The 24,623-nt window shown below is 63.7% G+C and carries 21 protein-coding genes and 1 tRNA gene; 10 read left to right on the top strand and 12 right to left on the bottom strand.

The annotated features are described in order from the left end of the window. Positions 1-105 precede the first annotated feature (105 nt). A tRNA-Ser gene (locus tag GGD63_RS34645) sits at positions 106-195 on the bottom strand. Positions 196-390: 195 nt separating this feature from the next. On the opposite strand from GGD63_RS34645, the gene GGD63_RS34640 reads away from it, so the two are divergent. After that, entirely contained in the window at positions 391-732 is a 342-nt protein-coding gene (locus GGD63_RS34640) for a hypothetical protein (protein ID WP_183248965.1), read from the top strand. Positions 733-864: 132 nt separating this feature from the next. Here the strand turns inward: GGD63_RS34640 and GGD63_RS34635 are convergent, their stop codons facing one another. The 3 genes from GGD63_RS34635 to GGD63_RS34625 all read right to left on the bottom strand — a co-directional run bounded on the left by GGD63_RS34635 (position 865) and on the right by GGD63_RS34625 (position 4,878). Next, positions 865-2,328: a trehalose-6-phosphate synthase gene (locus GGD63_RS34635; RefSeq protein WP_183248963.1), complete on the bottom strand. Its 1,464-nt coding sequence runs from the start codon at positions 2,326-2,328 to the stop codon at positions 865-867. A 239-nt stretch (positions 2,329-2,567) separates the two neighbouring features. Beyond that, a complete protein-coding gene (gene otsB / locus GGD63_RS34630; protein WP_183248961.1) occupies positions 2,568-3,386 on the bottom strand; it encodes a trehalose-phosphatase in 819 nt (272 codons plus the stop codon). Between the two features lie 4 nt (positions 3,387-3,390). Continuing rightward, the gene (locus GGD63_RS34625; protein WP_183248959.1) at positions 3,391-4,878 is read right to left on the bottom strand and encodes an MFS transporter; all 1,488 of its coding nucleotides are present in this window, start codon (positions 4,876-4,878) and stop codon (positions 3,391-3,393) included. Between the two features lie 181 nt (positions 4,879-5,059). Here GGD63_RS34625 and GGD63_RS34620 point away from each other — a divergent pair, with 181 nt between their 5' ends. Next, positions 5,060-5,416, top strand: coding sequence for a DUF3175 domain-containing protein (locus GGD63_RS34620; RefSeq protein WP_183248958.1), 357 nt, complete (start codon positions 5,060-5,062; stop codon positions 5,414-5,416). 383 nt (positions 5,417-5,799) lie between these two features. Here the strand turns inward: GGD63_RS34620 and GGD63_RS34615 are convergent, their stop codons facing one another. Beyond that, complete coding sequence (locus GGD63_RS34615) at positions 5,800-7,833, bottom strand: methyl-accepting chemotaxis protein (protein WP_183248955.1); 2,034 nt, start codon at positions 7,831-7,833, stop codon at positions 5,800-5,802. A gap of 416 nt (positions 7,834-8,249) precedes the next feature. Further along, on the bottom strand, positions 8,250-10,289 hold the full coding sequence (locus tag GGD63_RS34610; RefSeq protein WP_183248953.1) for a methyl-accepting chemotaxis protein: 2,040 nt from the start codon (positions 10,287-10,289) through the stop codon (positions 8,250-8,252). Positions 10,290-10,516: 227 nt separating this feature from the next. Here GGD63_RS34610 and GGD63_RS34605 point away from each other — a divergent pair, with 227 nt between their 5' ends. After that, positions 10,517-11,683, top strand: a complete 1,167-nt coding sequence (locus GGD63_RS34605; RefSeq protein WP_183248952.1) for an FIST N-terminal domain-containing protein — start codon at positions 10,517-10,519, stop codon at positions 11,681-11,683. A gap of 5 nt (positions 11,684-11,688) precedes the next feature. Further along, a complete protein-coding gene (locus GGD63_RS34600) occupies positions 11,689-13,044 on the top strand; it encodes a hybrid sensor histidine kinase/response regulator (protein ID WP_183248976.1) in 1,356 nt (451 codons plus the stop codon). 104 nt (positions 13,045-13,148) lie between these two features. Here GGD63_RS34600 and GGD63_RS34595 read toward each other — a convergent pair whose 3' ends face one another. Then, complete coding sequence (locus GGD63_RS34595; RefSeq protein ID WP_246583960.1) at positions 13,149-13,610, bottom strand: MarR family winged helix-turn-helix transcriptional regulator; 462 nt, start codon at positions 13,608-13,610, stop codon at positions 13,149-13,151. Between the two features lie 194 nt (positions 13,611-13,804). Here GGD63_RS34595 and GGD63_RS34590 point away from each other — a divergent pair, with 194 nt between their 5' ends. The 5 genes from GGD63_RS34590 to GGD63_RS34570 all read left to right on the top strand — a co-directional run bounded on the left by GGD63_RS34590 (position 13,805) and on the right by GGD63_RS34570 (position 17,794). Continuing rightward, the gene (locus tag GGD63_RS34590) at positions 13,805-14,482 is read left to right on the top strand and encodes a VOC family protein (protein WP_183248948.1); all 678 of its coding nucleotides are present in this window, start codon (positions 13,805-13,807) and stop codon (positions 14,480-14,482) included. Positions 14,483-14,529: 47 nt separating this feature from the next. After that, a complete protein-coding gene (locus tag GGD63_RS34585) occupies positions 14,530-15,870 on the top strand; it encodes an epoxide hydrolase family protein (protein ID WP_183248946.1) in 1,341 nt (446 codons plus the stop codon). 24 nt (positions 15,871-15,894) lie between these two features. Next, positions 15,895-16,308: a cupin domain-containing protein gene (locus GGD63_RS34580; protein ID WP_183248944.1), complete on the top strand. Its 414-nt coding sequence runs from the start codon at positions 15,895-15,897 to the stop codon at positions 16,306-16,308. Between the two features lie 53 nt (positions 16,309-16,361). Then, the gene (locus GGD63_RS34575; RefSeq protein WP_183248942.1) at positions 16,362-16,823 is read left to right on the top strand and encodes a carboxymuconolactone decarboxylase family protein; all 462 of its coding nucleotides are present in this window, start codon (positions 16,362-16,364) and stop codon (positions 16,821-16,823) included. 95 nt (positions 16,824-16,918) lie between these two features. Continuing rightward, on the top strand, positions 16,919-17,794 hold the full coding sequence (locus tag GGD63_RS34570; protein WP_183248941.1) for an alpha/beta fold hydrolase: 876 nt from the start codon (positions 16,919-16,921) through the stop codon (positions 17,792-17,794). A gap of 11 nt (positions 17,795-17,805) precedes the next feature. Here the strand turns inward: GGD63_RS34570 and GGD63_RS34565 are convergent, their stop codons facing one another. The 5 genes from GGD63_RS34565 to GGD63_RS34545 all read right to left on the bottom strand — a co-directional run bounded on the left by GGD63_RS34565 (position 17,806) and on the right by GGD63_RS34545 (position 23,381). Then, complete coding sequence (locus tag GGD63_RS34565) at positions 17,806-18,510, bottom strand: response regulator transcription factor (protein WP_183248939.1); 705 nt, start codon at positions 18,508-18,510, stop codon at positions 17,806-17,808. 109 nt (positions 18,511-18,619) lie between these two features. Continuing rightward, positions 18,620-19,312 carry a response regulator transcription factor gene (locus tag GGD63_RS34560; RefSeq protein ID WP_183248975.1) on the bottom strand — a complete coding sequence of 231 codons (693 nt, stop codon included), beginning with the start codon at positions 19,310-19,312 and terminating at the stop codon, positions 18,620-18,622. Positions 19,313-19,465: 153 nt separating this feature from the next. Then, the gene (locus GGD63_RS34555) at positions 19,466-20,635 is read right to left on the bottom strand and encodes a c-type cytochrome (RefSeq protein WP_183248937.1); all 1,170 of its coding nucleotides are present in this window, start codon (positions 20,633-20,635) and stop codon (positions 19,466-19,468) included. 137 nt (positions 20,636-20,772) lie between these two features. Next, positions 20,773-22,488 (bottom strand): PQQ-dependent methanol/ethanol family dehydrogenase, encoded by a 1,716-nt coding sequence (locus GGD63_RS34550; RefSeq protein WP_246785773.1) that lies wholly within the window; start codon positions 22,486-22,488, stop codon positions 20,773-20,775. Positions 22,489-22,931: 443 nt separating this feature from the next. Then, complete coding sequence (locus GGD63_RS34545; RefSeq protein ID WP_183248935.1) at positions 22,932-23,381, bottom strand: carbon monoxide dehydrogenase subunit G; 450 nt, start codon at positions 23,379-23,381, stop codon at positions 22,932-22,934. 693 nt (positions 23,382-24,074) lie between these two features. Here GGD63_RS34545 and GGD63_RS34540 point away from each other — a divergent pair. Further along, positions 24,075-24,560, top strand: coding sequence for a (2Fe-2S)-binding protein (locus GGD63_RS34540; RefSeq protein WP_183248933.1), 486 nt, complete (start codon positions 24,075-24,077; stop codon positions 24,558-24,560). The last annotated feature ends 63 nt before the right edge of the window (positions 24,561-24,623 follow it).

Here is a 24,623-nt window from a genome sequence, read left to right as displayed (position 1 = left end):
GCAGACGACTTTGAAACCCCGCGACAACCCGATCGGCACGAGGTTGTCACCCATCTCTTAGGTACGTTTCGTTACCCATGTCTCCGGGCCGGACAATGAGGCTGATGGCGGAGAGAGTGGGATTCGAACCCACGGTACGGTTTCCCGCACACACGCTTTCCAAGCGTGCGCCTTAAGCCACTCGGCCATCTCTCCGGAGCGCCCTCTCTTGAAGGGGCGCCGGTGATTTTGCAAGGGATCGCGAGGAAATCGGGTGAATTTTCCGTAAGATATTGTATTTACGCAATAATATCAGGCGCCAGCGGGCGCTTTAGAACCCCTCGCGGGCTGAACCGGAGGCGGGTTTGGCGCGACGATTCACTTGAGACCGCGAAACACACCGGGGACGCCATGACCATCCGCAAGACCATCGCCGCACTGAGCCTGATTTCGGCCCTCAGCTCCGCCTTTGCCGTGCCGGCGCTGGCACAGGTCTGCACCCGGCAAGGCGTGGATGTCAGCTGCGACGACGGACGGCGCGGGGTGCTGTCGGGCGATGCCATCCTCTGGCCGGACGGGACGCGCTCGAGCTCGACGCCGCATCAGAGCGTCATCATCGGCAACAAGAGCTCTGTGCATGTCGGGCCCGGCGTCTTCGTCGGCCAGGGCAAGGGCGTGGTGCCGCTGGACGATCCCAACGCGCCGAACAAGCGGCAATGCGCGATTCTGGAAGGCGTATCGTATTGTTATTGAGGTCCTCTTCCCTTCTCCCCTTGCGGGAGAAGGTGGCGCGAAGCGCCGGATGAGGGGTTCTCACCACTCATTCAAACGAGAGGAGAACTCGCGACCCCTCTCCCGCAAGGGGAGAGGGAAAGAACGTTCACGCTAAATCAACCGCACGCCTGATATCGCCGACTTCAGCCAGCGCAGCGCTTGCGGCGGCTGGGCTGCGAGCGGGGCGACGGCGGCCTTCTGGGTGCGGCTCTTCTCCAGCTCCGCGACGAAATCGGTGGACCATTGCTGAATGGTGTGGCCGCGCAGCTTCTTCATCATCGCGTCCCAGCGCATCTTGCGCTCGGTGAGCGGCATCGAGGCCGCGATCGCGATCGCGCGCGCCATGCCGTCGATGTCGTGCGGATTGACCAGCAGCGCGGCGTCGAGCTCGTTGGCGGCACCCGCAAATTTCGACAGCACCAGTACGCCGGGATCGGCCGCGTTTTGGGCGGCGACATATTCCTTGGCAACCAAGTTCATGCCGTCATGCAGCGGCGTCACCACGCCGACCTGCGCGGTACGATAGAGGCCCGCTAGGACGGTCTGGCTGAAGCCCTTGTTCAAATAGCGGATCGGCGTCCAGTCGACCTCGCCGTGGCGGCCGTTGACGTCGGTGACGAGGCGCGCGACCTCGTTCTGGAGATTGCCATAGGCCTCGATCGCGCCGCGCGAGGGATTGGCGATCTGAAGCAGCGAGATGCTGCGTGAAAACTGCGGCTGCTCGGTCCAGAGCCGGTCGAACGCGCTGATGCGGTTGACGAGGCCCTTGGAATAGTCGAGCCGGTCGACGCCGATCGCGAGCCGCTCGCCATTGAGGCTGCGACGCAGTCGCGACACGTCGGGATGCGATGCCGACTTGGCGGCGTAGGCTGCGAATTTTTCAGCATCGATACCGATGGGGAAAACCTCGCAGCGCGTGCGACCATGCTGCGAGATCACGATACCGTCGTCGATGGCGAGACCAAGCTCGCCGCCGACATAACCGAGAAAATTCTGCCGGTCCTCCTCGGTCTGAAAGCCGAGCAGGTCGTAAGCCAGCATCGCCGTGATCAGCTCACGATGATTGGGCACGCCCTGCATCACCGCGGCCACCGGCCAGGGCGTGTGCAGGAAGAAGCCGATCGGATCGTCGACGCCGAGATCGCGCAGCTCCGCGCCGAGCGCCAGGAAATGGTAATCCTGCACCCAGAACGCGGTCCGGGCTTTGCGGAAACGCATCAAGGCGCGCGCCATGAAGGCGTTGACCTCGCGATAGCTGACGTAATCCTCGCGCGAGACGCGAATCAGATCGCTGCGCGAATGCAGCGCCGGCCACAACGCCGAATTGGCAAAACCTTCGTAATAGCCGCCGTAATGCGCCGCCGGCAGATCCAGCGTTGCGATCGCGCCCGAACCCAGCGCTTCGATCTCGGCAAACGGTTCCTTCTGATGGCCGTCACGCACGCGGCCTGACGACCCCACCCAGATGGCCCCTGAATGCTCGACAACGGGCAGCAATGCCGCAGCCAGCCCGCCCGTCATGGGCTCATTGGGCTTGCTGCGGGCGACGCGATTTGAAACGACGACTAAGTTCACAGGTCGTCCCCTCCTGTTCATTCCACCCCGTTTAACTGCCGTTCATCAATATGGTTCCTGTCATGATTTCTTCGGATTGAAACCAAAATCGGGCATCCGCGTTGGAACGGGTTTCGCCTACGGAACCGGGAAATTTCACTGCAAAGACAGCATTTGCGTTGTGTTGCGCAGCATGCATTGTGCCGCGCAAGGGTGCCGTGCCGACGGCATTGTGTCTGCGACGTGGCGCTGCCTTCGTTTCACCTCGGATCGAGCAGGCGCGCGAGAAACATGCGCACATCGGCCGGCGCATCGAAGTGACCGTTCACGCCCATGGCGCGGCGGCCGACAGAGAAAGCGAGCCCGTCCATGTCGGGCATGATCGCGAACACCGTCTCATCCGTGACGTCGTCGCCGATGAACAGCGGACGGCGTCCCCTAAACGGTTCATGCTTCATCAATTCGTGCACGCCGCTCGCCTTGGTGAATCCCGAATGCTTGATCTCGCAGACGAACTTGCCCGGCAGCACTTCAATGGGCGCGCTGGGCAGGTCGGCGCGGATCAGCGAAACGGATTCGTAGATCGCCTTCTCCGCATGCGGCGCGAGGCGGTAATGCAGCGCCAGCGAATAGCCCTTGTCCTCGAGCAGAATGCCGGGCGAAAGCTTTGCGATCGCGGCGAGCCGCCGCTTCAGCTCCTTGTCCAGCGGCGGCGCGTGCACGTCGTCCGCTTCATTGTCCACCGACAGCCGCATCTCCGCGCCGTGGCCTGCGACGGCGCGGAAGACATCGGGTGCGAAGATCAGGTCGATGTCGTTGAGCGAGCGGCCGCTGACCAGCGCCAACGCTCCGGAGGTGCGCTCTGTCAGCCGGTTGAGCGTCTCCGACAGGCCGGGCGGCACCCACACCTCGCGCGGGGTCGGCATCAGGTCGAGCAGCGTGCCGTCGATGTCGAGCAGGATCGCGGTCTCGTCGAGATGCGGGACGAGCGCATGCGGCACCGGCACCGATTCGGGCGCATCGTCGTCGAGCATGGTGCGCTTCTGGTCCAATGCCATTTCCGCAAGTTCCGATTTCATCAGTCTACTCCATAAAGGCGAGCGGCTTTGCTATTTGTTCGAGCGATTTTCGTTCCGCGGAGACGGCATAGCGCCACGCCACGATCGCAGCCGCGATCATCAGGAATGCCCCCAGCAGATAGCCGGCGAATACGCTGGTGCGCGATCCCGTGTCGATCAGCGCGCCGAACAGCGCAGGGCCGATCACGCCGCCGATGCCGGTGCCGACCGCGTAGAACACCGCAATCGCCAGTGCGCGCACTTCGAGCGGAAAATTCTCGCTGACGGTGAGATAAGCCGCGCTCGCGGCGGGCGAGGCAAAGAAGAAGATCACCATCCAGGCGATGGTCTGTCCTTGCGCACTGAGCGCGCCGATCGTGAACAGGTAGCCCGAGAACGCCAGCAGCAGCCCTGAGACGCCATAGGTAAACATGATCATGGTACGTCGTCCGAGCGTGTCGAACAGGCGGCCGAGCAGCAGCGGGCCGAGGAAATTGCCGGCGGCAAAGGGAAGCAGGTACCAGCCGACATGATCGGCGCTGATCCCGTAGAAATCGGTCAGCACCAGCGCGAAGGTGAAGAAGATGGCGTTGTAGAAGAACGCCTGCGCGCTCATCAGCACGAGGCCGACCAGCGCGCGCTGGCGATAGGCGGAAAACAGCGTATGCACGACCTCGCGGATCGGCGTGTGATCGCGCATCTTCAGCCGGATCTTTATGAAGCGCCCGCCGCTCGCATCCTGGTCATGCCCGATCACCGAACGCTCGATGTCGTCAACAATGGCATGGGCCTGCTCTGGCCGCCCGTGGATCATCAGCCAGCGCGGGCTTTCCGGAATCCACATCCGCATCAAGAGCACGACGAGACCGATGGAGGCGCCGATGAGATAGGCGAGTCGCCAGCCGAGATCGGGCCCGGTCACGGCAGGATCGAGCAGCACGATGGCCGCCACCGCCCCCATCGCAGCGCCGATCCAGAAGCTGCCGTTGATGATGAGATCGGTCCAGCCGCGATAGCGCGCCGGCACCAGCTCCTGAATGGTCGAATTGATCGCGGTGTATTCGCCGCCGATGCCGGCGCCGGTGAGGAAGCGAAACAGCGCGTAGCTCGCGATGTCCCAGGACAATGCAGTCGCGGCGGTCGCCGAGAGATAGAGCGCGAGCGTGATGAAGAACAGCTTCTTGCGGCCAATGCGGTCGGTGAGCCAGCCGAAACCGAGCGCACCGAGCACGGCGCCGGCGAGATAGGCGGAATTGGCGATGCCGAGATCGAGATTGGAGAAGTGCAGCGAAGGACTCTGCTTCAGCGCACCGGAGAGTGCGCCGGCAAGCGTGACCTCGAGCCCATCCAGGATCCAGGTGATGCCGAGCGCCAGCACGACGCGGGTGTGAAAGCCGCGCCACGGCAGCGCATCGAGACGCGAGGGAATGCTGGTCTCGACGATGCCGCCGGCAGCGACCGCCGCAGGAACGGCAGGTCCATAATTCAGCGCTGGGGTTTGCTGCAATTCCATCGGGTTGTTGGATCTGACCAAAGGAAGCAGCCCCGGTTCACGTGACGTGGACGGGGCGATCCGATCATCGGGATGCGGCATGTCGCCTGCCACCTGCGACAACGTCTGCAGCGGTGTCAGGTTCCCGCAGGAACAGTCCTACTTGCCGTCCGTTTGCGATGGAGCCGCAAGGAGTTGACGCATGGCTCATGCCAGAAAGACGACACATTCGCGCAAGACGGCGGCGCGCAGGAAGACCAGCGTGCGCAAGAGCACCAAACGCGCGACACCGAAGCGCTGGTCACAGCGCGTGACGAAGGAAAGCGACGCCCTCGACCTGAAACGCGGGGTGTTCAAGCTGACCAGCCCGAGGAAGATCGCGGCCTCGCTGAAGCGATCGGCCGAGCACAGCTCACGCCGCAAGACCGGCGCCTACCGCTCGGCGCTTTCGATGCTGACCTTCTACATCAACCGCGCCGGCAAGACGCTGCCGAAGACCCAGCGCACGCGGCTTGAGCGCGCGAAGGTGGAGCTGAAGCGGGCGTTCGGGAGGGAGTGAGACTTCGGACCGAGCCTTCTAACTCCGCTGTCGTCCCGGACAAGCGTAGCTCCCGACAACGCGCAGCGTTGTCTAGAGCGGAGCGTAGATCCGGGACCCATACTTTGCGAAGACGCGGAGCTACCGACTCGTGCAACAAAGCCATTCGGTGGTTATGGGTCCCGGATCGGTGCGCGCTTGAGGCGCGCTTGTCCGGGACGACAGCGGAGTATGCGGCGACGTCCGAAGACATCAGTCGTCGTCCTGGACAAGCGAGCGCTGATCCAGGACCCATAACCACAGGGAGTGGTTTGGCGAAGACTCGGAGGTGTCAGTCTTCGTCCAATTGCTCGTTGGGGTAATCGGTCCTGGCTTTCGCCAGGACGACGATGGAGGGAGCGCGCTTACGCCGCGCGGATATTCCCCATGAAGCGGTCGAGCTCGGCGCGGAGGCGGGTGCTTTCGCTGGACAGCGTCTTGGCTGAGTTCAGCACCTCTTCCGACGCAGTGCCGGTCTCGGCCGCGCCACGGTTGACCTCGCCGATATCGGTGGCTGCGGTCTGGGTGCCCTGCGCGACGGTCTGGACACTGCGGGCGATCTCCTGGGTCGCCGCGCCCTGCTGCTCGACGGCGCTCGCGATCGAGGTCGAGATCGACGAGATCTGGCCGATGGTGGCGCCGATCTCCTTGATCGCTGCGACCGATTCCGCCGTGGCGCCCTGCATGCCCGCGATGTGAGAGGAGATCTCGTCGGTGGCCTTGGCGGTCTGGCTCGCCAGCGACTTTACTTCGCTGGCGACCACCGCAAAGCCGCGGCCGGCGTCGCCGGCGCGTGCCGCCTCGATGGTGGCGTTGAGCGCCAGCAAATTGGTCTGCTCGGCGATCGCCGTGATCAGCTTGACCACCTCGCCGATCTGCTGGGCGGCATGCGAGAGCTTGCCGATACGGCCGTCGGTCTCCCTGGCCTGCACCACGGCGGCTTCGGCGATACGGTTGGAATCGCGGACCTGGCGGCCGATCTCCTCGACCGAGGCTGACAATTCTTCTGTCGCGGTCGCGACCGACTGCATGTTGGAGGAAGCCTGCTCGGAGACGCCGGCGACCTGGCTCGACAGGCTCTGCGTGGTCTCGGCAGTACGGGTCAGTGTCGAGGCCGCCGATTCCAGCTGCACGGCCGAGGCCGAGACATTGGAGACGATGGCGCCGACCGCGCTCTCGAAATCGTCGGCAAAGCGGATCAGCTCGGCGCGGCGGCTGGCGGCCTGCTCCCGGTTCTGGACTTCGCTGGCGGCAGCGTCGCGCTCGGCCTTGGCGACAGCCTGAACCTTGAACTCCTCGACCGCGCCGGCCATCTCGCCGATCTCGTCCTTGCGGCCCAAACCCGGCAGCACGACGTCGAAATTACCCGAGGCGAGCTCGCGCATAGCCTTGCACATCGCGATCATCGGACGCGAGATGCCGTTGCCGAGCATCAGAGCCAGCACAGTGCCGATGGCAAGGCCGCCAAGCGCCAGCATCAGCATCAGCCGCTCGGTTTCCCCGATCGTGGCATTGGCACTGGCCTCGATGCGCTGCTGGTCGGCGGTGAGGTCCGAACGCAGCTCGCCCGAAAGCTTGAGGATGGACGCGGCGGTCTTGGTCATCTCGCTGTTCGACTTGACGATGACCTTCACGTTCTCGGTCAGCTTCGAGAACGAGGTGCGGTACTGCTTCAGAAGATTGCCGATCTCGGTGACGCGGTCGGTGATCTTCTGGTCGTTGGCATAGATCGAGACCAGCAGGGTCTCCAGAAACTTGATGCGGGCGATCACGCCGTCGGCGGTCTTCGGCTCGGGTTTTGCGACGAAGGCGCTGACCGAGGTGGAGACCGCGAGATATTGCGAGGTGACGTCCTTGGCCGTGGTCTGGACCGAGGCGAGGCCGGCGAGCGCCGCGGTATCGGCGAGGTCGTCGAACTTGAAGCGGATCTTGTTGCCGACGCTGTTGAGCTCGTCGGCCGCGATCTTGTTGTTCTCGCGCGTCAGGGCGATGATCTCGCCGAACACCTTGGTGAAGCGCTGGAACTCGGCCTCGAGCTTGCCGACCTGCTCGCGGCGCGCAGCGCCGGTCGTGGCCGCCATGGACTTGGCGATAGCACCCTTCAGATTCTCTTCCGCCGCCTTGGCTGCAGCCTCGTCATCGTTCGCGCCGGTCAGCGTATAGGCCCGCGCCAGCCCCTGATAGGAGATCAGCTCGCGGTCCACGGTCCGGGCGAGGTCCGCTTCGGATACGCTGGTCCGGTAGGAGGCCACGGCAGCCTGGATCCGCTCAAAGCCGAAATAGGCGAAAGCCATGCTGACGGCGAGGATGGCCAGCACCGCCACGAAGCCGAGGATGATTTTTGCGCGAAAACGCAAGGTGAGCAGCTTCGATGTATTCGGCTTCGATTTGACGGGCATTCCCCCACCCCATTCCATTCGCGGAAAACCAGGCGCAGCCCGGGAGCAGCCCGCTCCCCGACTCGTATGCACGGTAGTTGGCAAAGGATAAGCGGCGGTAAATTTGCGGCGCCGCAACTGGCGGTTAGGTGTCGCGGGGAATATTAAGGTGGGCTTTCTGGTGTCGTTACAAATTGAAGACCGGCACCCAAATCCTCCGCTGTCGTCCCGGACAAGCGTAGCTCCCGACAACGCGCAGCGTTGTCGGGAGCGGCGCGCCGATCCGGGACCCATAGCCACAGGACTGGGTTTGGCGAAGACCCGGAGTTGCCAGCTTGCGCCGCAACTTCTCCCTGGGAGTATGGGTCCCGGATCGGCGCGCGCTTGGAGCGCGCTTGTCCGGGACGACAGCGGTGTGGACGCGACAGCGGGCCGCCTCACGCCGCCCTGATATTCCCCATGAAGCGGTCGAGCTCTGCGCGGAGGCGGGTGCTTTCGCTGGACAGCGTCTTGGCCGAGTTCAGCACCTCTTCCGACGCAGTGCCGGTCTCGGCGGCGCCGCGGTTGACCTCGCCGATGTCGGTGGCTGCGGTCTGGGTGCCCTGGGCGACGGTCTGGACGCTGCGGGCGATCTCCTGGGTCGCCGCGCCCTGCTGCTCGACAGCGCTCGCGATCGAGGTCGAGATCGACGAGATCTGGCCGATGGTGGCGCCGATCTCCTTGATCGCTGCGACCGATTCCGCCGTGGCGCCCTGCATGCCCGCGATGTGCGAGGAGATCTCGTCGGTGGCCTTGGCCGTCTGGCTCGCCAGCGATTTCACTTCGCTGGCAACCACCGCAAAGCCGCGGCCGGCATCGCCGGCGCGCGCCGCCTCGATGGTGGCGTTGAGCGCCAGCAAATTGGTCTGCTCGGCGATCGCCGTGATCAGCTTGACCACCTCGCCGATCTGCTGGGCGGCATGCGAGAGCTTGCCGATACGGCCGTCGGTCTCCTTCGCCTGCACCACGGCGGCTTCGGCGATACGGTTGGAATCGCGCACCTGGCGGCCGATCTCCTCGACCGAGGCCGACAATTCTTCCGTCGCGGTCGCGACCGACTGCATGTTGGAGGAAGCCTGCTCGGAGACGCCGGCGACCTGGCTCGACAGGCTCTGCGTGGTCTCGGCGGTGCGGGTCAGCGTCGAGGCCGCCGATTCCAGCTGCACGGCCGAGGCCGAGACATTGGAGACGATGGCGCCGACCGCGCTCTCGAAATCGTCGGCAAAGCGGATCAGCTCGGCGCGGCGGCTTGCGGCCTGCTCCCGGTTCTGGACCTCGCTGGCGGCGGCGTCGCGCTCGGCCTTGGCGACGGCCTGAACCTTGAACTCCTCGACCGCGCCGGCCATCTCGCCGATCTCGTCCTTGCGGCCCAAACCCGGCAGCACGACGTCGAAATTGCCCGAGGCGAGCTCGCGCATCGCCTTGCACATCGCGATCATCGGACGCGAGATGCCGGTGCCGAGCAGGAAGGCGAGGACCGCTCCTAACAGCGTGCCACCGACAGCCAGCATCAGCACCAGTTGCTCGGTCTTTCCGATGGTCGCTTCCGACTCGGTATCCAGCCGCTGCTGCTCGGCGACGAGGTCCGCCATCATGGCGGTCGCACCTTGCAGGATCGCACCGGCCGAGCCGCTCATCTCGGTCACGAGATCGTCGACCAGCTTGGCGTTGGCGATCAGCTTCTCCAGCGCTTCGCGATAGGCGGCGAGCAGGCCCTTGGCGTCCTTCAGCCCGGCGACGATCTTGTCGTCCATGGAATAGACCGCGCCGAGCGAGTTCTCGACGAATTTCAGCCGCGCCAGCGCGCTGGTGGCGATCGCCTGGTCGGACGTCAGCACGAAGTTGGTCGCCGCGGCGCTCGCGGTCTGGAACTGGGCGTTGACCTGCTTGGTGCCGAACTCGATCGCCTGCGCTTCGGCGTCGGAGGCGTTGTTGCCGATGTCGTCGAGCTTGTACTTCAGCAGGTTGGCGTTGCGGGTGAGCTGGTTCTGCACCAGCAGCGCGCTGTCGCGCTTGGCCTGCAGCACTTTTGCGAAGGTTGCGGAGAAATTGGAAAACTCCTTGGCGAGCTTGTTAAGGCCCTCCTGCCGCGCCGGCTTCTTGGCGCCCTTGATGGCCTGGTCGATGGCGTTCTTCAGGCTGGCCTCGGCGTCCGACGCCTCCTTGGCATCGTCTTCCTTGCCGGTGACGACGAAATATTTGACGGCCGAACGGTAGGCGAGCAGCTCGCGGTCGATGTTGCGGGCGAGGTCGGCTTCGGACACGCTGGTGCGGTAGGATCCGACCCCGGATGACACCCGCTCGAAGCCGAAATAGGCAAATGCCATGCTGCCGGCCGAGATCGCCAGCACTGCGGCAAAGCCCAGGATGATCTTGGCGCGGAACCTAAGGGTCGGAAATAGTGTACGCTTCGACGGCGACGCGATACGCCCGGACATTCCCAACCCCCAGCTTATGTTCTTGCAACGACTTGCGGCCCGGAAGCAGCCCTTTCCGAACCGTGCGGAAAATTAAGGCAGAATCGTCAAGGGGTGGTAAATCCGTCCGGTCTGCATCCTTGCGAGGGTCGGGCGCCGTGTTGCGGCTATCCGGAAAACGCCTTACTCTCGAATACTTATCAGGCACTTGGCGTTAGACCGAGCTGGTCCTCGAGGGGAGAAACGGAGTGGGGCAGACCGATTTTCGGTTTGGCGGTGCGTCTGGCGTTGCCGTGGCCAAGTCGAAGGCTGCGAGCGTCGATGAAGCCGTGGCCGAACTGGCAGCCCAGCTCCCCTCCGACGACCTCGAACTGATCCTGGTCTTCCTCTCCCCTCGCTACGACCCCCATCACTTCATCGCCGAGATCACCCGGCAATTCGATGAGACCCAGGTCTGCGGTTGCACGACCGCGGGCGAGCTTGCCCCTGATGGCTGGGACGAGAACAGCGTCGTGGCGCTGGCGTTCAGCCGTGCCGACTTCTCCGCGGCGGTGCGGCCCATCTTCAACCTCGACAGTTTCCGCGTCGAGGACGGCCGCAGGATCGGCGGCGAGCTGCGGCACGAGCTGTTGCGGGCCACGCCGCAGGTCGACCGCGGCAGTCCCTTCGGCCTGGTCCTGATCGACGGCCTGTGCCGCCGCGAAGAAGCGGTGATGTCCGCGATTTATGCATCGCTGGACGACATTCCGGTCGTCGGCGGGTCCGCGGGCGACGGGATGCGCTTCGAGAAGACCTGGGTATTCGTCGACGGCAAGGCGCACACCAATGCCGCCCTGCTGATCCTGTTGAACACGTCGTTGCCGTTCCGCGTCTTCAAGTGCGACAATTTCGAGCCGCGGGCGCAGAAGATGGTCGTGACCGAGGCCGACATCGAAAATCGAATGGTCAGGGAGCTGAACGCAGAGCCCGCCGCGCTGGAATATTCGCGTGTGGTCGGCATCATGGACGCCAAGCTCGATCCGTTCTCCTTTGCCTCGCATCCGGTCCTGGTGCGCGTCGGCGGCTCCTATTACGCGCGCTCGATCCAGCGCGTCGAACCTGACGGCTCCCTGCATTTCTTCTGCGCCATCGATGAGGGCATGGTGCTGACGGCGGCGACGTCGCGAAGCCTGGTCGGCGCGACCCGCGAGACGTTTGCCGAAATCCGCGACCAGATCGGAGAGGTCTCGCTTTATATCGGCTTCGAGTGCCTGCTCCGCCGACTCGACGCCGAGCAGCATCAGCTCACCCGCGACATGTCCGAATTGTACCGGCAGAATCGGGTGGTCGGCTTTCACACCTACGGCGAGCAGTTCGGCTCCATGCATGTGAACCAGACCTTCACGGGCGTCGCGATCGGAAGGCGGCCGTCGTGACGGACATGTGGCAGGACCCCGATGCGGTCGACCAGCTGCGGCGGGAGGCTGCCAAGCTGAAGAAGATCAATGCCGCCCTGATGTCGCGCGTCGAGCGCTCGATGGACCAGCAGCTCAACGCCTTTTCATTATTCGAAACCGCCATTGCGCTCGACCACAAGGTTCGCGACCGGACGCACCAGCTGCGCGAGGCGCTGCATTCGGTCGAGCGCGCCAATGAGGGTCTCTACCGCGCCAAGCAGCAGGCGGAGGCGGCAAGCTCGCTGAAATCCTCGGTGCTGATCTCGGTCACCCACGATCTGTTGCAGCCGCTCAACGCGGCGCGCCTGACCCTGTCCGCGCTGACCGAGATGATGGAATCGCAGGAGGCAGGCCTGCTGATCGATCAGGCCAACCGCTCGCTGGTGATGCTGGAGGACCTGCTGCGGTCGCTGCTGGAGATCGCGAAGCTCGACGCCGGCGCGCTCAAGCCCGACGTGCGCGCGATCGCGCTGGCGCCCTTGTTCGAGCAGCTCCGCAACGAGTTCGAGCCGGTCGCCGCGCGGCAAGGCCTGTCCTTGCGTATCCGCACCTCACAGCTGGCGGTGATGTCGGATGCGATGATGCTGCGACGGATCCTGCAGAACCTGCTGGCCAATGCCATTCGCTATACCCGCAGCGGCGGCGTCGTCATGGGATGCCGGCCGCGGGGCGACCAGATCTGCGTCCAGGTCTCCGACACCGGACCTGGAATTGCGCAGGCGCAGCAGGAGGCGATCTTCCGCGAATTCCAGCGCGGCGAGGCGATTGCGACCGACCAGGCCGGCTTCGGGCTCGGCCTCTCCATCGTGCGCCGCTTCGCAACCGTGCTCGGGCACGAGGTGCGGCTGTCGTCGCAGCTTGGCAGGGGATCGACCTTCACCCTGGAGCTGGAGCCGGCCGACCTCACTGACGTCGGCGACGAGGTGCATGAGGTCAAGCTCGCCGAACGGCACTACAATTATAGCGGGCTCGAAGGCGCCAAGATCCTGCTGATCGAGAACGATCCGAACGGCTCGGAGGCGATGGCCGCGCTGCTGGAGGGATGGGGCTGCGACGTCGCACCCACGCGATCGGGCGCGGACGCGCTGTTGCGCCTCAGCGAGCTCGGCGGCGCGCCCGATGCCGTGATTGCCGACCTCCATCTCGATCACGGCGAGAGTGGCCTGTCGGCCATCGCCGCCGTCCGGGAGCAGTTGAAGCTCGACACCCCCGCCATGATCATCACCGCCGACTATTCCGAAAAGGCGGCGAAGGAGGCGAGCCTCTACGGCCTCGAAGTGCTGAAGAAGCCGATCAAGCCCGCCGAGATGCGGGCGCTGCTGTCGTTCCTGCTGAGCTAGCCGGCGCGGATCGTCTTCGCCTTGCCCCGCCTGCGGCGGAGCGGCCGCTTAGGGCTCCCAAATAAAAGGTCGAAAACAACCCCATGCACAGTAGGCAGGGCCTGTCACTCCTCCTCCATGGCCTTGATCAAATTGTCGCGAAGCCTGACGACGCTTTTCTGCAGCCGTGCGAACTCATCCGGCTTGAGTCCGCTCGACTTCACGAGATTCATGTGCATGCCTTTCTCGCGGAGGCGTCGGCCGGCGTCGGTGAGACTGACGCGCACCTGCCGCTCGTCGGCGGGATCGCGCTGGCGGCGCAAATAGCCCATCGCCTCGAGCTTTTTGAGGATCGGCGTCAGGGTGTTGGATTCCAGGAACATCTTGTCGCCGAGTTCGCTCACGGTTTGGTCGTCCTGCTCCCAAAGCGCCACGATCGCGATCCACTGCGGGTAGGTCAGGCCGAGTTCATCGAGGCCCGGCTTGTAGGCTCGTCCGTAGGCGAGGTTGGCCGAATAGATCGCGAAGCACAGGAAATCATCGAGGCGCCGATCGCCCGCGGCCGGTTTCGGCTCCTGATTGGTCATTGAATCGTCTCTGGAATCGGCCCTGGGACCGTTCTTCAGGCTCATCGGGGCGCCCTTTTCCGACACGGACATGTGAAGTTCCGCACGCATATATATCGCGTCCGATTAAATCGGAAGGGTTGACATTGAGGCCCTGCGGCATTTTATACGGCGTACGCGAATATATCGGATACGATTTAATTTAGGAGAAAGCCATGCCTGCCCAGAATGCAAACAAGACCACCCGACCACCAACGATCGACATGAAGCTCGAGGTCGTCGTTATCCCTGTTTCCGACGTCGATCGCGCCAAGAAGTTCTATGCGAACCTCGGATGGAGGCTCGATGCCGATTTCGCGGGGCCTGACGACTACCGCGTCATCCAGTTCACACCGCCCGGCTCTCCCTCCTCGGTCATCTTCGGGAAGAACGTGACCGCGGCGGCACCCGGCTCCGCCCAGGGCCTGTACCTGATCGTCTCCGACATTGAAGCCGCGCGAAACGATCTGCGCGGTCGCGGTGTCGAGGTCAGCGAGGTCTTCCACGCTGAAGGCGACGTGCACACCGGACCCGACGAGCCTTATCTGTTCGGGCGCCGTCGGATTGCTGGTCTGGATCCCGCGCGCACCAGCTATCGCTCGTACGTTTCGTTCAACGATCCCGACGGCAACGGCTGGCTGTTCCAGGAGATCACCACGCGATTACCGGGACGCATAGAGGCAGCAGGCACGACATTCACCTCCCCGCCCGAGCTCGCGAGCGCGCTCCGACGTGCGGCCGCGGCACACGGTGAGCACGAGAAACGGAACGGCGGTCAGTACGATGCGAACTGGCCGGACTGGTACGCCGACTACATCGCCCGGGAGCAGGCCGGCCAGCCGCTACCGGCCTGAGCCGCAGCTGCAACGTCACCCAATTGAACGAGCGAGGGAGAGTCCCCATGCGTGCGCAATCAGTTTCGGAAATCATCAACCCGGACCGGCGCCAGCTCATGCTTACCGCCGCGATGGGGATTGCCGCGGCGGCGGCCGCAAGTGTTCTTTCCACGCACCCGGCGACGGCGGCCACAAGCGGCGAAATCCGGCCTTTCCAGATCAATGTTCCGGAAGAGGCGTTGATCGATCTGCGCAGCCGCATCAACGCGACGAGGTGGCCTGAACAGGAAACCGTCGCCGACGAAACGCAGGGCGTACAGCTTGCGATCCTCCGGGACCTCGCGCGCTACTGGGCTGCGGACTACGACTGGCGGAAGATCGAGGCAAAGTTGAACGTCCTGCCCCAGTTCATTACCGAGATCGATGGGCTGGACATTCATTTCCTTCACGTTCGTTCGAAACATGAAAATGCCTTGCCGCTCATCATCACGCATGGATGGCCCGGTTCGATCATCGAGCAGTTGAAGATCATCGATCCCCTCACCAATCCCACGGCGCACGGCGCGAGTGCATCGGACGCTTTCCATATCGTGATCCCGTCCGTTCCCGGCTACGGGTTTTCGGGCAAACCGACCATCAGCGGCTGGGGACCCCCTCGCGTCGCGCGCGCCTGGGTCGAGCTGATGAAGCGCCTTGGCTACACCCGCTTTGTCGCGCAAGGCGGGGACATCGGTGCTCTCATTTCCAATGCGATGGCCGAACAGGCGCCACCGGAATTGCTGGGCATCCACACCAACTTTCCCGGCACGATTCCGCCGGAGATCACCAAGGCGTTGCAGAGCGGTGAGACACCATCCGGTCTCTCAGCCGACGAGCAACGCGCCTTCGACCAGGTGAAGGATTTTCGCGCCAAGCATTTTGCCTACGCCGCAATGATGGCGACGCGGCCGCAGACGCTCTACGGCTTGGCGGATTCGCCGGTTGGCCTCGCCGCTTGGATTCTCGACCACGGTGACGGTGATGCGCAGCCAGCGGCGGCGATCACTTCGGCCGTGCTCGGGCGCACCATCAATGGGCACTCCGCAGGCGACGTCACGCGCGACGACGTCCTCGACGACATCACACTCTACTGGCTGACGAACACCGCGATCTCGGCGGCCCGCTTCTATTGGGAAAACAAGGGAATGAGCGCACTGAACGCGGTCGACATCTCGATTCCCGCTGCCGTGAGCGTCTTTCCAGGCGAAATCTACCAGGCTCCGCGCAGCTGGACCGAGCGCGCCTATCACAAACTCATTCACTACAACAAGGTCGACCAAGGCGGACACTTTGCAGCCTGGGAACAGCCGCAACTTTTTGCGGAAGAGGTCCGCACAGGCTTCCGGTCGCTGCGCAAATCGATCTGAACATTCTGCCCAGGGGAGCACGAAATGACCGAGCATCGAGTGAAGAAGAAAATCCTGGCGATCGCGGCGCTTGTCGCCGGAAGCGTTTTGGCTTCCAGCGCGGCGCAGGCTCAGCAGGCGGGCGTGACACGCACCGATCTGCAGCGGCACGATCTCTCCGCCCCCGGACGCGAAGCCGTCCAGGTACGCGTCGACCTTGCCCCGGGGGTGGCCTTCGGCAAGCACACGCATCCCGGCGAAGAGATCATCTATGTCCTCGAGGGTTCGCTCGAGTACCAGATCGAGGACAAGCCGCCGATCACGCTGAAGGCCGGCGACGTCCTGTTCATTCCGGCCGGAACGGTTCATGCGGCAAGGAACGTCGGCAGCGTCACCGGCAGCGAACTCGCCACCTATATCGTCGAAAAAGGTAAGCCGCTGCTCGCATTGGTGAAGTGACGGCGGCGAGCGACGAAAAAGACCTGAGCACTTCCGTTTATCAAGGAGCTAAAATGAGCAAGCGCCTCGACTACAATCAGATCGCACCGGCAGGCGTGAAAGCGCTGGGCGGCGTCTACGGCTACGTCATGCAGAGCAGCCTTTCCCCTGCGCTGGTCGACCTGGTCTATCTACGAATTTCGCAGATCAACAACTGCGCGTACTGTCTCGACTCGCACACGCGCGACTTGCTCAAGAAGGGAGTGAAGATCGAAAAGCTCGCGCTGGTACAGGCGTGGAGGGAGGCCGGCAACCTCTTCGATGAGCGCGAACGCGCCGCCCTGGCATGGGCCGAAACGGTGACACGCGTCGCGGAGACCAACGTACCGGACGAAGCGTATCAGGCCGCCCGTGTCGTGTTCGACGAACGAGAGCTCGTGGATCTCACGATCGCGATTGGCTTGATGAACGCCTACAATCGCATGGCCATCAGCTTTCGGAACACGCCGCAGGCCGTACTTGAGCATCAGGCGTAGCAGCAGCCCGAACTCTTCTCCGCCGGGCCTTCTTGGCCTCCAGATCACCTCGATCTGCACGCCGATCTCGTAACGGGATGAAAGGACCACTGAGCATGTCACACCGGATCAACGACAACCCGATCGGTTTCTTCGAGATCAGCGAAGATATCACGCTCAGAAGGATGGTTCTGCGCAGCGCGAGACCGAGGGGGACCGTTCTCTTTCTGCACGGCTTTCCAGAGACCCTGTATGCCTGGAAGGATATCGGCGCGGCCCTCGCCGATGACTACGAAGTCCATGCCTTCGATTGGCCGGGCTACGGTGTTTCATCGAGGCCCGCGGTCGACAGGTTCTCCTACGCGCCGAAGGACTACGCGCATGTTCTGGACCAGTACATCGCAAAAGCAGACATCGACGCATCCAGGCTCACGATCTACGCAACGGACATCGGAGCCCTGCCGGCACTCCTGCTGGCGGTGGAAAAACCTGATATCGCAAGGGCCATCATCGTTGGCGACTTCGCCCCGTTCAACAGGCCGCAGTTCATGTCCGAGAATCTGCAAAATCTGAAGGCGGGGCCTGCCATGGAGCAGGTCCGCGCTAACATGAACAGGAATCGCGACGAGATCCTGGAAAACGTCTTCACAAGAGGCTTGCCCAAGGAAGCGCAGTTCGAAGTTTCACAGGAATTCAGGGACGACATGTCCCACGGATGGAGCCATGGCGCCATGACGACCGTAGACGCTTTCTCCCACTACTACTCGCACTTCACGCGAGACCAAGACCACTTCGAATCGCAACTCGCTCGGCTCAAAACTCCGCTGAAGGTGGTTTGGGGTGAGAAAGATCTCTACATCAAGAAGGAGATGGGAGCAGAACTCGCTGAAAGGGTCCGCGCGGAATTCGCGCTTCTCCGCGGCATTGGACACTACCCTCACCTCCAAAATCCGGAGGGAACCGTCGATGAGGTTCGCGCCTCGTTCCGATGACTGACGCCTGGCTAGCCCGAGGGCGGATCGGCCTGCGAACGCTCCCGCTTCGGACCGGCCCCCTCGGCCGCGAGCGTCGCGAAATCGAGCCGGGACATTTCGACGATGGCCTTGGTGCGGCTCAGCACGTTGAGCTTGCGCAGGATGTCGGAGACGTGGACCTTCACGGTGGTCTCGGAGATTTTCAGCTCATAGGCGATCTGCTTGTTCTGCAGGCCGCGCTTGAGCATTTCGAGCACGCGCAGTTGCTGCGGCGTCAGATCGTGCAGGCGCCTGATGAGATCCTGCGCGGGGCCGGAGGCGCGCTGCGGGCGGACAAGCCCGCGATAGGCGGCGGGAACACAGACCGAGCCGCGCAGCACCTCGCCGATCGACTGCGCCAGATCCTGCTTGGACGATGATTTGAGGATGTAGCCGGAGACGCCGAGCGACAAGGCGCCGGACATGATCTGCGGATCCTGATGCCCGGATACGATGACGACGGGAATCCTGGGAAATGCCTTGCGGATGCGGATGATGCCCGAAAGACCTGTGGTGCCCGGCATCGACAGATCGAGCAGGATGAGGTCGAGCCCGGTGGTCGCAGCCACCTGCTCGAGCGCGCCGTCGATCGACGTCGCCTGGAGTATCTCGGCCGCCGGCGCCACCATCTGGAGCGCGCCCTCGAGAGCCTCGCGAAACAGCGGATGGTCTTCGACAATCAGAAATCGCGTCACGGATGAGCCATTCCCTGATTATTGCCTTCGAAATCGACACGAGAATGTCCCAGCCGGGTCAGACCGGCTTGATCCAGGTCAAGTACGACGTCAAGCACGTCACCGCGCGTCATTGCGGCCGTCCACGGTCGGCCCGCGCATAGGGCCGGGCCTTGGGATCGGGCAAGTCCATCTTGCCGATCTCGATGATCGCCTTGTTGCGGCTGAACAGGCCGAGCTTGCGCAGAATCTCGGTGATGTGGGCCTTCACGGTGGATTCGGCGAGCTGAAGCTCCTGGGCGATCTGCCGGTTCGGATAGCCGCGCCGCAGCAGATCGAGCACGCGAAGCTGCTGCGGCGTGAGCTCGCGCAGCTTGACCTCGAGCGCCTTGCTGGCCTCGGCCCGCCGCCGCTGCGGCGCCGCCACGAAATCCTTCGGCACCGACACCGATCCATTCAGCACACCCTCGATCGATTGCGCCAGCTCGCGCTTCGACATCGACTTCGGCAGGTAACCGGCGGCCCCCAGCTCCAGGGCCTCGCGGACGACGCGCTGGTCCTCCTCGCTCGACACGATGGCGACAGGCAGGCGCGGATAAGCCTCGCGCAAACGCAGAAAGCCGGAGAAGCCGGTCGTATCCGGCAGCAAGAGGTCGAGCAGCGCGAGGTCGATGCCCTCGCCCTGCTCGGCCGTCAGGATATGAAGGGCATCCTCGATCGACATCGCCTCGAAGATCCGCGCCTCCGGCAAGGCCAGCCGCACCGCATTGCCGAGCGCCTCGCGAAACAGCGGATGATCGTCGATGATCAGGAAGCTGGTCATGGCGCCTTCACAGGACTGCACCGCCGAATAGTGCATCGTACAGGCATCCGCCGCCGTAGCGGAAGAGGCAGAACCATGCGGGGCCCGTCCGGCGCCGGGATGGTGCCGGATGGGCGGCAGCACATCCTCCCGATCGGGTTCGGTCAAGACCGTTCAGTCGTTCGATTCGGACTGGACCGTCAGCAGGAAGGAAAAGATGCTGTCGAACTGGTCGTCGGTGAAGACCTCCTTCCAGGCCGGCATCCCTTTGGCCGGCCGTCCCTCATGTACGGTCGTCCAGTATTTCTCGCGCATCTCGTCGCCGTAGCGGTGACGCAGCAGCCGCAAATCGATCTTCCGCTCGCTCTGGATCGCGTCGGGACCGTGGCAGTGCGCACAGGTTCCGTTGAAGATCTCCTTGCCCGCGCCGGCGGCCTCAGCGCCCGGCGCGGCCGCGTCGCCCTTGGTCTCGGTCGCCACCACATTGGCGATCTGCACCACGCCGGCTCCGGTTCCCGTCCCCGTCGTCGTTCCCGCCGGCACCGCGCCGAAGCGAACCGGCTCGCCGGTCGGCAAACCGTATTTCACCGCGAGCTCGCCGATCGTGTTCCGAAGCTGCGGCAACACGGCATCGACGCGATCACGCAGCTCGGTCGAGGTCTTCGCAAAGCCAATGGCGGCGTCCCATGACAGGCCTTCGCCCTCGGTGAGCTCGATCTGATAGCGGTCATTGTAGCTGGTCTTGTTCAGCCAGCCGGCGACCGGCCCCCAGATGAAGGCGACGTCGGCCCTGCCCTGGTCGAGCGCCTGCATGCCTTCCTCGGGCGACAGCACCGTCACCTTCTGGATGTCGTCGCGGCTCGCGAGCAGGTTTTGCGGCGTGCTGGCGAACTGCACGGCCACCCGCTTGCCCCTGAGGGCCTCGATGCCGCCGAGTGCCTCTCCCTTGGCGGCCACGAGAGCATAGCCCTCCTTCGCGACGGTGCTGGAGAAGATCACCGCCGGTCCCATGAAATCCTCAGACCGCGGCAGCCCGATCATGGCGTCGCATTGCTTGCCGAGCAGCGTGACGCGCACGGTGCGCTTGCCGAAATAGGATTTGTACCAGTCATAGGCGATCGGCCGGCCGAGCGCCTGCGCCAGGGCCTGCCCGATCTCGACATAGAAGCCCGGTTGCGATCCACTATCGCTCGAGAATGGAAGGTTGGTCGGATCGGCGCAGAGACGGAACGGCTCGTCGGCGTGCAGCGGCGCGGCCGGAACGATGAACGCGGCGGCACATGCGAGCAGGCCGGCGATGGCGCGATGGCGGCTCACGCCGATGTCAGAATGATTGGCACGCATCCTCGTCTCCCGTAGCGTTGTTGGGCCGGAGCTTGTTGAGCCAGGCGCGGCGGCACCAGGCATCGGCCGATGCCGCAGCTAATGTCTGGAAAAAAGCGCGCGCGTATCCGTCACCTCGAGGATACGCGCGCGAGTGGTCACTGGACGGAGAACACGAAGAGCGAACCGCCCTCGGGAGCTGCGGCCGTCATCTTCTTTCCTACCTCGCCCAGGAACGCAGGCAGCGCAGCCGTGCGGCCGACGACGATGGCGACATATTGCTTGCCATCGACCTGATAGGTCACCGGACCTGCGCCGATGCCGGAGCCGAGATTCTTGCTCCACAGCACCTTGCCGGACTTCGCATCGATGGCGCGGAAGTCGCCATGGATGTTGCCTGCAAACACCAGGCCACCGCCGGTGGTCAGCGTGCCGCCGTTGAACGGCAGGTCTTCCTTGATCGACCAGACCTTCTTCTGCGCGACCGGATCCCAGGCCACGAGCTCGCCGAGGAAGCCGCCGGGGCCTTCCTTGGTCGGGAATTCGGCGCCAAGATAGAACACGCCGCGCTTGTAGGCGACATCACTGACCGACCAGTCCATGCAGACATTGTTGGACGGGATGTAGACGAGGCCGGTCTGCGGGTTGAACGACATCGGCTGCCAGTTCTTGCCTCCGATCAGGTTCGGGCAGATGTCCTTGGCCGGATGGTTCGGCCCGGGACGCTTGTCGGGATCCTCGACCGCGCGCATGGTGGCGACGTCCCACTTCTTGGCCCAGTTGGAGAACACGTATTTCTCCGCCGAAAGCACCTTGCCGGTCTCACGGTTGGCGACGAAGAAGTAGCCGTTCCGATCCGCCTTCATCAGCGTCGGAACGGTGCTGCCGCCGATCTTCAGATCCGCGAGCACGGCTTCGTTGACGCCGTCATAGTCCCAGGCGTCGGCCGGCGTGGTCTGGATATGCCACTTGATCTTGCCGGTGTTGGGATCGAGCGCGAGCGTCGAGGCGGTGTAGAGGTTGGTCAGCTTGCCGAAATTGCCGTCGCCGGTCGAACGCACCGCAGTGTTCCACGGGCCGGGATTGCTAGTGCCCCAATAGACCGTGTCGCTCTTGGGATCGTAGGAGCCGACCAGCCATGCCGCGCCGCCGCCATGCTGGGCGGAATCGCCCTTCCAGGAGTCGCCACCGGGCTCGTCCGGCGAAGGAACGGTGAAGGTCTGCCACACCTGCTTGCCGGTGTTGATGTCGAAGGCCTGGAGCGAGCCGCGCACGCCGTATTCGCCGCCGCCGAAACCGGTGATGACCTTGTCGCGCACGACGAGCGGCGGCGAGGTGATGACCGAGCCCTGCTTGTAGTCGACCACCTTCGCCGTCCACAGCGCCTTGCCGGTCGCGGCATCGAGCGCCGTCAGCTTGCCGTCGAGGCGGCCGACGAAGATCTTGCCGTCGGCATAGGAGACACCGCGGCTGTTCACGTCGCAGCAGGCGTATTGCAGCACGTCCTCGGGAATGTCGGGCTCCCAGGTCCATTTGCGCGCGCCGGTGGCCGCATCGAGCGCATAGACGTATTTCGGACCCCACGAGCTCGAGACGTAGAGCGTGTTGCCGACGACGATCGGTGAGGATTCGTTCGAACGCAGCGACGCCAGCGAGAAGGAATAAGCAAGCGTCAGCTTGCCGGCATTCTCGGTGTTGATCTGCTTGAGCGGGCTGAAGCGCGTGTTGCCGTAGTCGTGGCCGGCAACGGCCCACTGGTTCTGGTCGGATTGCGCCTTGAGCAGGGAGTCGTTGGCGCGAACGTCCGGTGTAACGGCGGCCAGCATCGCAATCATGGAGATGCCGGCCAAGAAGCCCTTCGTTCCAAAGGTCATGTATTCCCTCCGCGGTGTTGTTGGGCACGCCTCGTTGGGCGCCTGAGCGCGCTGCGCTCGTGATGTGCAGTTTTCCTGCGAGCCATCGCTGGAAATTACAGCATCGCCTTTTCGCGCTTAGTATAGGCGGAAGGTAGTAGTGCAGAACATTGGCGGCTTTCGCCGCTCATCTCGTTGTCCTGCCTCGCGTCTTTGCCTTGATCTGCAGTGCAAAACGCACCAAGCGGTGTGAGGACGACGATATCGCCTCGCACTCGGTCGTCGTCCCGGACAAGCGAACGAAGTGAGCGCTGATCCGGGACCCATAACCACAGAATTTGGTTTGGCGGAGGCTGATAACTCCGAGTCCCCGTAACCACGTCGGCCTGTGGTTATGGGTCCCGGATATGCGCTTACGCTTGTCCGGGACGACGACTGAGATGAGACGGCACCGCGTGCATCGGTCACGATGATGGCGCTACCACCGCCGCAAAGCTTTCGAAGAAGTTCGCGGCGAGTTTTCGCGACGTCGAGTCGATCAGCCGCGAGCCGAGCTGCGCGAGCTTGCCGCCGATCTGCGCGTCGGCCTCGTAGTGCAGGATGGTGACGTCGGGCGATTCTTCTTCCAGCCTGACCTTCGCACCGCCCTTGGCAAAGCCCGCGACGCCGCCGGCGCCTTCGCCGACGATGCGGTAGCCGTTGGGCGCATCGATATCGGTCAGCGTCACCTTGCCGCTGAACGTCGCCTTCACCGGACCGACCTTCAGCACCACGGTCGCCGTCATCTCCGTCGGCGATGCCATCTCGAGCGATTGGCAGCCGGGAATGCAGCGCCTGAGAATATCGGGATCGTTGAGCGCGGCCCACACCGTGGTCTTCGAGGCCGGGATCCGCTGACTGTCGTTCATCTGCATCGCTTCCACCCCTTTTGCCGTTGCTTGTGAGGTTCGACTAGGGGGACGCCCGGCTGCGATCAATCGCCAGGAAGTACTAGTCCTGCCTTGCCGCGTCTCATTCATTCAATGTCATTCCGGGGCGCGACCAACAGGTCCGCGCGAAGCGCGGCCCGATGGTCGCGAGCCCGGAATCCATCCGTCCACCTACTCTGACGCTCGATGGATTCCGGGCTCCCTCGCTTCGCTCGGGCCCCGGAATGACGGAGTGGACTGTTCGAGTCGCAACACGCGGCCGGCGCAGCCTGTCGGCAACGGTTTGCTGCATCGCCGTAAGTAAAATCAATGACTTAGCTCGCCACTACCTACTACCAAGATCGCGATTACAAGGGCGTAAGCGCGTGCTCCTATTCGTGACAACGAACGAGGCATCAAGGGAGAAACGACGCGCAAGGCGCCCGACGTCCGAGAAGTTTCGCGCCAGGAACGTTTCGCGCCAGGGCGGTCGAACGCGCCATCACAGACCAAGCACCATCCTTTCCGGAGCTCCCTGCAACGTCGCACCCGCGGCGGCGCGGAGCGTCGTGACCAATCGCGCCTGCGGTGGCAGCCACCATGACCCTTCCATGACCGCGGTCGGCAAAAACCCAGTTGCAAAGTTTCGTTCGCGCTGTCTCTAATTAGAATAACTACAAACATCCGGGAGGTACTCACGTGTCTACAGTCAAACTGACAGTGAACGGCAAGGCCGTGGCTGTCGATGTCGAGGACCGCACGCTGCTGGTCCATCTGCTGCGCGATCACCTCAACCTGACCGGAACCCATGTCGGCTGCGACACCAGCCAGTGTGGCGCCTGCGTCGTGCACATGGACGGCCGCGCGGTGAAATCCTGCACCATGCTGGCGGGCCAGGCCGACGGCGCCACCGTCACCACCATCGAGGGCATCGCCAAGGGCGACGAGCTGCACCCGATGCAGGCCGCCTTCCGCGACAATCACGGCCTGCAGTGCGGCTATTGCACCCCGGGCATGATCATGTCGGCGATCGACATCGTGCATCGCTATGGCGGACAGCTCGACGAGGCCACCGTCCGCCACGAGCTCGAGGGCAATATCTGCCGCTGCACTGGCTACCACAACATCGTCAAGGCCGTGCTGGATGCAGCCGGCCGCATGAAGGTCTCGCAGGCGGCCGAGTAAGCGGCGCGCCTCGAAAGCAGAACCACCGCCGCAGCTGTCGATGGACAGCGCGGTCAAGGAAAT

This window comes from Bradyrhizobium sp. cir1 (assembly GCF_014198245.1).
In the GTDB taxonomy this organism is placed as follows: domain Bacteria; phylum Pseudomonadota; class Alphaproteobacteria; order Rhizobiales; family Xanthobacteraceae; genus Bradyrhizobium.
This window is presented reverse-complemented; position numbering and strand designations above follow the sequence as displayed.